This is a genomic window from Rhodococcus sp. IEGM 1372, assembly GCF_030056835.1.
Classification (GTDB): domain Bacteria; phylum Actinomycetota; class Actinomycetes; order Mycobacteriales; family Mycobacteriaceae; genus Rhodococcoides.
The window spans coordinates 1-10,160 of the sequence record NZ_JASHKS010000069.1 but is presented as its reverse complement, the minus strand read 5'-3'; the positions used below and the strand labels follow the sequence as shown (position 1 = coordinate 10,160).

Below are 10,160 nucleotides of genomic sequence, written 5' to 3'. Positions count from 1 at the left end.
CACACGCGGCCTGAATCACTCAACCCCACGAGTCAACTGAACTCGGGGCAGTCCCCCGTTCGCTGACTCGACGAGGGCATTGTCGTAGGCGTCCCCGACCGATCCGATGGACGCGGCGATGTTCTCGAGCGCTAATTTCTCGGTCAGCTTCACGGACGTGTACTGACTGCCCGCGTCCGAATGATGTATCAGCTCAGCAGCCTTCACCGGGTTACCCTCACGGCGGCGCTGCCACAGCGCCATCCGAAGCGGAATCGTCACCAGGTCCACAGTCTTCGACATCGACGCATGCCAGGCGACGATCCGCCGGGAGAACACGTCGATGATGAACACCACGTAGACCCACCCGGCCCATGTTCGGACGTAAGTGAAATCGGTGACCCATACCCGATTCGGTTCCTCGGCCCGGAACTGTCGGTTGAGCAGGTCGCCCGCTCGCACGCCGTCCGCCGAGCGGATTGTGGTTCTGATTCCTTTCGCTCGCCGAATACCGTTGTGGCACAGTGCCTTCATCGCGCGGTCCACCGCGCCGTAGGACACCCCGGGGATCGCGGTCCGGTCCAGATGTGCGCGCATCTTCACCCTCCCGTACAACCCTTCCGGTGTCATCTTCCGCCGGCCGTGGGCGTCGGTGTTCCACACGAGATCCCTGACCGCGTCGATGACGTGGGCGTCGGCGACGGTGCGCGGAGCGGGCGTGCGTGAACGCCATGCTCGGTAGGTTCTCGCGGCGATCTTGCAGCCCTGATCGCTCAGGACCCGGCAGATCGACTCGACCGCAGAACCGTTGGCACGCAACGAATCTATGAAAGCGATGATCATCGGTTGCGGGGGTCGAGTTCCCCCGCGAAGAAAGTCGTCGCAGCTTTGAGGATGGCGACGTCCTCGCGCAGCTGCTTGTTCTCGGCCTTGAGCTTTTTGATCTCCGCCGATTCTTTCGAGGTAGTGCCGGCGCGGGAGCCTTGGTCGACTTGGGCTTGCACGGCCCACCGCCGCACTGTCTCCTGACCGACACCGACCTGCTTGGCGATCGCTTCCGCCGCGGCCGTCACCGAGGCGTACTCGGCTCCGTGAGCTTCGAGTAGCCGCAGGGCCCTCGCACGGACCTCCGGATCGATTTTCTTGGGCATGTGCTCATCCTTCCTGACTCAGAAGGAAGCGGCATCAAACCTAGGGTGATTCACTCGCAACCACTGTTGGCTCGATGCCGTCGGCGAACCCGAGCGTCTCGACAACGAGCCAATCGTCCCAGGATGGATCTAGCTAGCCAAGACCTCCATATCGTCTATCGCGGGGACCTGCCAGGTGCCCGCGCCCGATAGAGTGCCCGCTATCGCAGCGCAAGAAGAGCGATTCCGCAGTACTGGCCCTGGAACCTCAAGTACCTGATACCTTCTGTAACGACCGGATGAGATCAAGCTTATTAAGGGACCTGTGAACTCTGCACCCTCGGCTTTAACGCGCGTTGCTGACAGTTTTGCTACCGTCGGCAGCACCACGGTGCTCGCTGCGTCCGCGATCCGGTGGACCGTTCAGGATTTTTTTACGGGTCGACTTCCGATCCGCGAGATCGTCATTCAGACATGGTTCGTTATCAGCGTGACGACGCTACCAGCCATCCTTGTGGCAGTACCGTTCGGTGTCATCGTGTCGGTTCAGGTTGGCAGTCTGACTCAACAAGTAGGTGCCACTTCCATAGCGGGGGCCGCAGGAGGTCTCGGTATAATTCAGCAGGGAGCGCCGATAGTCACCGCTTTGCTTCTCGGCGGAGCTGCGGGTTCAGCCATTGCGGCGGACTTGGGTGCCCGGACGATCCGCGAGGAGATCGATGCTCTCCGGACAATGGGGATAAATCCGATTCGCAGAATGGTTGCACCACGCTTCGTTTCGGTGCTCATCACAGCTCCGATGCTGTGCTTGCTGATCATTGTTACCGGGCTGGTCGCCGGGTACGCCCTCAGCGTCAGCGTTCAGGACATCACGCCAGGCAGCTATGTGGCGTCGTTTGCGTCGTTCACCAGTGTCACAGAGTTGATTCTTGCAATTGTAAAGTCGCTGATTTTCGGATTGGTCGTCGTCGCGATCGCGTGTCACCGGGGACTCTCGACCAAAGGCGGGCCCCAAGGCGTGGCGACCTCTGTAAATGCGACGGTTGTTCTGGGGGTAATCACTTGCTTCATCATTAATCTCGTTATTACGCAACTGACGACGATGTTCGCTCCGATAACGATCGGATAGCGGCGGACCCTGTGAAGGTAGAAACAGACCCTATGAAGACAGTGGTTTCAACTCACCGTAGTTCCTTTACCCGTCCGTTGTCTGCCGCGCTGAATACTCCTGTGCAGTTTTTGCAGCAGGTCGGTCACGTCACCACGTTTGCGTTGCAGACCGCTGCGGGTATGCGGTATGCACTGTCTATTTACCGTCGCCAGACGATGCTTTACGTTGAAGAGTTTGCCTGGGGGAGGGGTGCTGTTGTTGTCGGTGGCGGAACCGCGATCGTCCTGGTCATTCTAGGTCTCGCGGTCGGTGCCTCGATTGGCATTCAGGGCTACGCATCGCTAGATCTCGTGGGGATGGGGTCACTCACCGGATTCCTTTCTTCGTACGCCAACACGCGCGAGTTAGCGCCGATGATCGCTGGCATCGGCTTTGCCGCTCAGGCTGGCTGCCGCCTAACTGCGGAAATAGGGTCGATGCGCATTGCTGAAGAGATCGATGCCCTAGAGTCAATGGCGGTTCGACCGATTCCGTTTGTGGTCAGTACCCGCGTTCTGGCTGCCGTCACCATCATCATTCCGCTGTATATCATGACTCTCCTCCTCGCGTATGCGGCAGCCGAGGCTGTCGTCATATATGTTCACGGTCAATCGACGGGGACGTACGATTTTTATTTTAGCCAGTTCTTGGTGCCTCAGGACATTCTGTTTTCGATTATTAAAGTGGTCGTCTTCGTGGTATCGGTCGTCATTGTGCACAGTTATCAGGGATATTATGCGACGGGCGGAGCGGAGGGAGTTGGCCGTGCATCCGGCCGGGCGATCCGGGCGAGCCTCATTATTATTGTGGTGGAGGACATGATTCTGACGCTACTGATGTGGGGATTCGATTCCGGCGTTAGAATCTCAGGGTAGGAGTACGTCAGAATGGCAATGTATAAAGATCTTTCGGGTCGCGCGCCGTCGGCTACCAGCCAACTTGCGAGAGGGTCAGTGGTCGTCGTAATTGCCGCGGTGATCGCGTATTTCATTGCCGGAAACGCTGCCGGCAAATATGAAGAACAGTGGACTGTGACGATTGAGGCCGAAGAGATCGGCGATGGGTTACGCGCCGGTTCCGAGGTCAAGTATCTCGGAACGACCGTGGGTGCGGTCGACACAATCGACAACAAACAGTACGGAGCGAGCGTCAAGTTGGATTTCCCGAACACCGTCGGCGCGAAACTCGATCTGCGAGACGACTTAGCTGTGAACTACACCTCGTCAAACGGCCTCGGCCCCATAGTGCTCGAAATTGTAGACGCCGGTCGAGGCGTAGGTATCCCCAAAAATGGCAGCGTATACGTCAGCAAGGAGCAATCGAATCAAACGTCGGTGTCCACGTTGGTCAGAAAAATCGCCAAGTTGGTCGGGGCGCTGGACACCCCAGCGTTCAACGCTGTAGTCAAGTTCGTCGTCGACCAGTCGCAAACGGTCGCCGATTCCGGGAGGGTCATGTTCGAGTTGGCTCGGCTGACGCGGGATGTTCAGCAGCGGCCGGCGAGTGAGGACCTGAAAATCGCTGCGGATCTTTCGTCGGGCGCTGCGGACTTTCTCGAACCGTTTGTACCTGGCCTCGTGGTCAATGCCGATATCGCTGACTTCTTCGGAACGCCGAGCAACGTCGACCGCTCGATAGGGAACCTCACTGATACGGGGGCGGTCCTGTTTGGTGGTTTGGGTGGCTTGTTGAGCAAAAATTATCCAGCCCTGAACTCGTTGCTGGATGTTGGTCTTGATCTCGCGACGCCCGTGGCGCGTTCGGCCTCGGGGCTAGCGCTCACGATCGACACCCTTCCCGAACTGCTCGAACGAATCGACAGGGCGACTCCGCGCATCGACGACAGGGTGCAATTGCAAGTCGCGGCGATAATCCGGACTTCTCCCGTCTTTCAGCAGGCACTAGCCGTGGCGGTACCTCTCTCAGGAGTTCGCTAGTGAAATCAATTCGACCCGCACTGTTTAAGATCGTGGTATTCGCTGCTGTGATCGCTGCGTTTTCGTATGTCCTTGTGGCTATCCTTGAGCCCAGCTCGGATCGTTCCAGTAGTTCACACACCGCGGTGTTCACCGACGCGTCAGGGTTGAAGGAGCGAGATGGCGTGCGACTCGCGGGCGTGAGGGTCGGCTACGTGACCGCGGTCGAACTCGTGGGTTCGTTCGCCGAAGTTTCCTTTCAACTCAATGGTGGCGTAAGGGTCACGGAGCGAACGCAAGCCGCCATCAGGTACCAAAATCTTCTGGGCCAGCGATACGTCGAGCTCATCGTGCCCGAACACGGAACAGAATCAACCTTAATGTCAGTGGAGGATATCCCTGTGTCAAATACAATTCCTTCGTTTGATGTGTCGACCCTCTTCAACGGCTTCAAACCGGTGTTTGATACTTTGAACGCAAGGGAGATTAATACTCTCCAGAGCAATCTGTTGCGCGTCGCTCAGGGTGACGGTGCCGGAATTGCACCCGTCGTGGAGCAGATAGCCAATCTTACGGAGTACGGTGAGCAACGCTCTGCGATCATCACCAACATTGTGAGTAGCCTCGGCGCGCTCTCTGAGCAGCTTCGAGGACGCTCGACTGAATTGGTTGAGCTGATCGACAAGCTGGGCTCGGTCGTCGACGCCTTCAGCAAGGTAAGCGATCGGCTGCGGGAGTCGCTTCGCGAAGTAAACGTATCGCTGGCACCGGCAGTGCTTCTCGGCGAGCAACTCGACAGAACTTATGACAACAGCTACGACGCTATTTTCCAACGGCTCCTACGTGACGGCGGGTGGGAGGAGATGCTCGACGGTGCAGTTCTTCTCAAGCCGCTATTGGACGCAGTTTCGGTAGCGACGCGCGACGTTGAGGCATCGGGCAGTGCATGTTCGGCGGGTGCGCGCCCACTTCCCCCAACGGCAGAAGTGGTACTACTCGGCCAGCGGCTGGTGGTGTGCCAATGATGCGCCTCACGAGATTGGCCCATCCGCGCCGCCAGCCCGGGCGGCGACGCGACCTGATAGTCGCCGTATCTTTCACATTGGTTTTGGCCACTGGTCTTCTCATCTCGGTGGCGGTGTATGCATTCCCCCTGAACCAAACGACATACACAGCATTGATGCGAAACACCGGAGGGCTGGAACCTGGCGATCAAGTGCGTGTCGCCGGCACACGCGTAGGAAAAGTGAGTTCGGTGCAACTGACCGGCACGCACATCACCGTGCAATTTAGAGTCGAGAACGGAGTCCGTGTTACCGCCGAGGCATCGACATCCGTCAAACTCACGACCCCTATTGGTGGCCGTGTTCTCGACGTCGACCCTGGGATGGGCGAGTCGAAACTAGTTGATCCGATCCCACTGGTACGCACCACAACGGCATATGACATTTCAAGCACCTTGGAAACGACCACACCGGTGTTCCGAGATGTCAGTGGCGTCGACTTGCGTAAGACCGCTGAACTCTTGCAAGACGGGTTCTCCGACGGAAACACCTACATCCCCGATGCGTTGAGGAACACCAGTCAACTGATGGACCTGCTGCAGGGGCAATATCAGCAGCTCGATCAGGCAGTAGAACTTTCCGACGAATACCTTCTGACCCTGGCGGACCGCAAAGAGGATCTCGCCGACTTTCTGAGCCAGCTAAGCTTCCTCGCCAGCACGCTCGGCCCTGATATTCAGAACGTTCAAAGTGGGTTCAATTATCTTAAAAGATTATTTGCCTTGCTGACCAGGCCGCTAGTTGCCTATCAAGCAGGGATAGAGCCCTCTGTACAGGAGTTCAAGGAGCTTCTGGCGAAAGTCGAGGGTCGACTTCCAGACTATTACAATGCGCTGAACCAGGTCGAGGAGATCACCCGACGCCTCGAGACCGTACTCGGCGTGCCTACCGAGAGCGCGCAGGAAACCGGTGAGATGATACAGGTGTGTATCCCAACTCCGGGAGCGATATGTTGAAACGGCCAGTCCGCAAATGGAGCCTAGTGGCTGCGGTCGTCCTCGTCCTCGTCCTCGTCGCTGTGGCGATCGGGCTAATCCTAAGAAGCACGCCGTTCGGCACCAGTACGCGAGCGCTGTGTGCGGAATTCACAGACACATCAGGATTGTACGAGGGCAACGTCGTTGCGATGCTAGGCAAAAAAGTTGGCCAAGTCGTTGCCGTCCACGAGACGCCTCAGAGCGTACGCGTCGACATGGAGGTTGACCAAAACCTAGTTCTGCCAGCTGAGGTCGGTGCCACTCTCGTATCAACATCGATCGTGACCGAGCGGCAAGTCGAGTTCACCGAGCCATATAGCGGCGGCGCAAAGTACGACAGTTCTAGTTGTATACCGATCGCCAAGACTAGAACCCCGTTGGGAATCAGCCAAACACTCGATTCAATCGATCGACTATCCGATGACCTGCTGAAGGATGACGGTGCCAATACAGACGCAGTCGTTCAGTCACTCAAGCTGATTTCGCAGAACATGCAGGGCACGGAGACCAGCGTGTCGAGCATTCTGAGGAATTCCGCATCCTTGATTGATGATCCCGCACGGCGAGACGGGCAAATCAGGCGAATAGTCGAGAACTTGGCGACGTTGACCGAGGTTCCTGTAAAAAACAGCGCAGAAGTGTCCGCGCTACTCGCGAATTTCGTCAACGCGATCGAGGTGATTATTGCCTTCGGGGAGGAATTCGGCGGAGCGGTCGAATACGCAGATATTTTCGTACCGATCCTGTCACGATTTGCGTCCGACTTAGGCCCCCCGATCTTTGAGATCGGCGACACAGCTGTGCCCCTTGTCGCGGATGCCGCGAACAGGCCGGATGTTGTCGCAACGTTCGCCGTCCGGATGGCAAATTTGATCGGTGAGTATCCCGACGCGAAATCCATTGTCAAAGTCTTCTCGCGATCAATTCCGTTGCAGAGTCTCGTCGATCAGTGTGCGGCCCCGACAGCGCAGAACGTCTGTTCCGGTAATGCAGGTCCCAATGCGGGTGCTTTACTTTCTGCTTCACAAATCAGCGGCTTGCTGGGGGGTGTTCGCTGATGTTGTCGAGACATTGGGTACGACTAGGATGTCCGTGCCTACTCCTCACACTGATTATCTTCCTCAGCTCATGCGGAATCGACGCCGATAATCCCCCCACGTTGCCCAGGCTAGGGGATGACAGCTATCGCGTCGACATCGAGTTCACGAGCGCTCTGAACCTGCCTGCTCAAGCGAAGGTCCTGTCGGCGGGCGCGCGGGTTGGCACAGTAACCAACGTGCAGTACGACGCCGGCCGGGCCGTCGTGCAGACTGCCATAGATGATACGACGGTCGTGTCTGCGCAGTCGCGCGCCGAACTGCGGCAAGACACCCTCCTAGGCGAAATCTACGTAGCAATCTTGCCGCCGATCACGACCACCCCCGCGGCGGGCGACGCGCTAGCGCCTGGGGCGGTGATACCGTTGAGCAGAACTGAGCCGGCTGCCAATGTCGAGGATGTAATGCGCGGAATGGCCAACATTCTGGGGGGCGGTGAGTTGGATAAAATTCACACTGCCATCAGCACTTTGAATGCAACTTTTCCGCAGGATGAACGTGAGTTCGGAGAACTCTACGACACCACACTGCGCACCCTGTCGGACGTCTCTCGCAACACGGGCCAGCTTGACCGCATCCTAGAATCTACGAACCGTACCTTGCGGACTGTGCTGAACGACCCCAACGGGATCGACCGAATGCTCGACAAGGGTGGGCGCAACTTCTCCGGGCTCGGCACCTCGTTAGTCGAAGTTGCCTTGCTGATCGCGGATCTAAGGAGTTTTTCAGTGAGCACCGGACGCATCGTCAATCCTGAGTATGAGCGACTGACCCAAAGCATCGGAGCTATTACGCCGGTGATTCGGTCGATATCAACATCCGACATCACCTCACAAAGAGTGGTCCGAAGCGCGACAAACCTGTTGCGGGACAAGCTTATCCCATTGGCGAGTGCCCCGAGCATGAACGTGTCGGAGTTCTCCGTTGATGGGCGCGAAATGGCATACGATAGTGCAGACTCGGTGATAATGGTTCTGAGGTCGATTGGAATGTTGCCATGATCCGAAAATCTGCGCTCTCGGTGGTTGCTCTGATCGCGGTCCTGCTCGTAGGTGGGGCATATCTCATGGTTGGAATAGCAAAAGTAAAGCCCTGGAACTCTCAGTACACCCTGATGGTCTCCGTTCCGGCTTCGGGTGGATTATTGGACACATCACCGGTTTTGGTACGGGGAGTTCCGGTTGGTCGAGTCACTCATATCGGCGTCTCGGCTCGAAAATTAGAGATTCGCATGTCGATCGACTCGGACAAGGGAATTCCTCGGAATAGCCGGTTAAACATTCAGAACCTTTCTATCGCTGGTGAACAGTACGTCAATTTCGTTCCGGAGAGCGACGATGGTGATTTGTATCGTAACGGAGATGTCATTCCCGAGGATCTAGTCCATGTCTCTACCTCTATCCCCGAGGTGCTTCCCAAGCTCGCTCAGGTTGCCGACGCGCTCGACTCGGACTCTATCGACCAGTTGAACACGACCATCGCGGAAGCGGTGAACGGCCGCGACGCTGATCTGCAATTGATCGGCGACATGTCTCGCCGAATGGCTGAGTTCGTCTCCCGCGACGGCTCGTTGCGGGTTGCGGCTGACAATGCAGAGTTCATAATCGGCCTGATGTCTACTGCCGATGCAGGTGATGTGCTAAGTACAGCCTCCGTGAGGACGCCTGCGGCCGTGGATGGGCTGGCTAGAATCCAGCGTGCCTTCATAAATTTCACTACCGGTTCATATGACAAGTGGCCTCCAATCTTAACGCTCGTGGAGAAGCTCAGTGGGTACATTCAGGTACTCCAGCCCGAGATCGTCACCATCACACGCGCAGTCAAGCCATCAACGGCGCGCATTTCCGATACTTATATCGATTTCGCCTCGATCAGCGATCTACTATCTCGAGCATTCCCGCAGCAAGCCCCCGGTCGTGCGGTCCTACCCCTCGAGGTAATACCCGAGAACTGAAGCGGATGTTGAGCCCCGCAAATTGCAACGCCATCGACATGTACCGAGTAGTAACGTAAGGGTCCACCACATGAAGCAAAATCCGACTCCGGAGAACGATTATGACGAGCTTGGAGAGCAAGCATCGACGATCGGTGCCGGCGAACAGCCTGAATTGCCGTCGGGTTCCACTACTCCTGAGACTCCCGCGAAAGCGACAGCAAAAGAGACCAATAGGTCCGATATTGCCGCTCACGCGGGCAGGGGCAAAGGTGGCCTCCGCGAGAATGTACTCAGACGGGCCTATCGCCCCCGCGGGGACCGTTCGGTGGGTCACCGTGTCAAACGCCGGGCTCTCCCGGCACTCACCGTGGCCTTAGCCATGGTCGCTGGTGCCTTTGCCTACCTGTACGCTGATATCAACAACGCGAAAACGAGTGCCGAAAACGAGTTGGCAGCGAGAGGCCACGCCGCCGAGGTCGCCTCGGAGTACGCTCAAAAGTCGCTCACCTATGATCACCAGTCAATTGACAAATTCTTCCAATCAGTCCAGGAGAACGCCTCACCAGCCTTGGTGAAGCGGTACGACGAGGTGAAGCCAACACTTACCCAAATTATGCAGCAAGCGCAAGTGTCGGCGAGCGGTCGTGTGCTAGGGACAAGTGTCACCCGGGTAGATGCTGAAAACTATACGGTCTTAGTGTTCGCCAACCAGAGAACCCAAAACGTCCAGAATCCTCAGGCCAGCGAACTCCCAACGCTTCTGAAAGTAGCGGTGACGAAGTCGGGCGATACATGGGTTGTAGAGGACTATGGACCTGCCGAATGAAGCGGCTCTTCCGGTTAAAGTCGAGGAGCCCGTTTCGCAGCGGTCCCATCGGGGCTTGCCGCGGCGGGTCTCGTCGATCCCGAGC

General features: G+C 57.3%; 9 protein-coding genes and 1 pseudogene. 9 read left to right on the top strand and 1 reads right to left on the bottom strand.

Translation table 11 applies throughout. The annotated features are described in order from the left end of the window. Window positions 1–54: 54 nt before the first annotated feature. Window positions 55–1,130 (bottom strand): annotated as a pseudogene (locus QM590_RS25295) (IS3 family transposase); the annotation flags it as partial. Window positions 1,131–1,500: 370 nt separating this feature from the next. Between QM590_RS25295 and QM590_RS25290 the strand changes: the two are divergent. The 9 genes from QM590_RS25290 (at window position 1,501) to QM590_RS25250 (ending at window position 10,075) form a co-directional block, all read left to right on the top strand. After that, the gene (locus tag QM590_RS25290; RefSeq protein ID WP_075840846.1) at window positions 1,501–2,238 is read left to right on the top strand and encodes an ABC transporter permease; all 738 of its coding nucleotides are present in this window, start codon (window positions 1,501–1,503) and stop codon (window positions 2,236–2,238) included. A 32-nt stretch (window positions 2,239–2,270) separates the two neighbouring features. Further along, window positions 2,271–3,134, top strand: coding sequence for an ABC transporter permease (locus QM590_RS25285; RefSeq protein ID WP_075840845.1), 864 nt, complete (start codon window positions 2,271–2,273; stop codon window positions 3,132–3,134). A 12-nt stretch (window positions 3,135–3,146) separates the two neighbouring features. Further along, window positions 3,147–4,196 (top strand): MlaD family protein, encoded by a 1,050-nt coding sequence (locus tag QM590_RS25280; RefSeq protein WP_283279436.1) that lies wholly within the window; start codon window positions 3,147–3,149, stop codon window positions 4,194–4,196. Further along, window positions 4,196–5,200: an MlaD family protein gene (locus tag QM590_RS25275; RefSeq protein ID WP_269596823.1), complete on the top strand. Its 1,005-nt coding sequence runs from the start codon at window positions 4,196–4,198 to the stop codon at window positions 5,198–5,200. The genes QM590_RS25280 and QM590_RS25275 overlap by 1 nt, the downstream gene beginning before the upstream one ends. Continuing rightward, window positions 5,197–6,195 (top strand): MlaD family protein, encoded by a 999-nt coding sequence (locus tag QM590_RS25270; protein ID WP_269596822.1) that lies wholly within the window; start codon window positions 5,197–5,199, stop codon window positions 6,193–6,195. Before QM590_RS25275 ends, QM590_RS25270 begins: the two co-directional genes overlap by 4 nt. Before the next feature lie 26 nt (window positions 6,196–6,221). Further along, window positions 6,222–7,274, top strand: coding sequence for an MCE family protein (locus tag QM590_RS25265; protein ID WP_269596821.1), 1,053 nt, complete (start codon window positions 6,222–6,224; stop codon window positions 7,272–7,274). Further along, the gene (locus tag QM590_RS25260) at window positions 7,274–8,314 is read left to right on the top strand and encodes an MlaD family protein (protein WP_269596820.1); all 1,041 of its coding nucleotides are present in this window, start codon (window positions 7,274–7,276) and stop codon (window positions 8,312–8,314) included. Before QM590_RS25265 ends, QM590_RS25260 begins: the two co-directional genes overlap by 1 nt. Further along, window positions 8,311–9,267, top strand: coding sequence for an MlaD family protein (locus QM590_RS25255; RefSeq protein ID WP_269596819.1), 957 nt, complete (start codon window positions 8,311–8,313; stop codon window positions 9,265–9,267). Before QM590_RS25260 ends, QM590_RS25255 begins: the two co-directional genes overlap by 4 nt. 70 nt (window positions 9,268–9,337) lie before the next feature. Further along, complete coding sequence (locus tag QM590_RS25250; RefSeq protein WP_269596818.1) at window positions 9,338–10,075, top strand: hypothetical protein; 738 nt, start codon at window positions 9,338–9,340, stop codon at window positions 10,073–10,075. Window positions 10,076–10,160 lie beyond the last annotated feature (85 nt).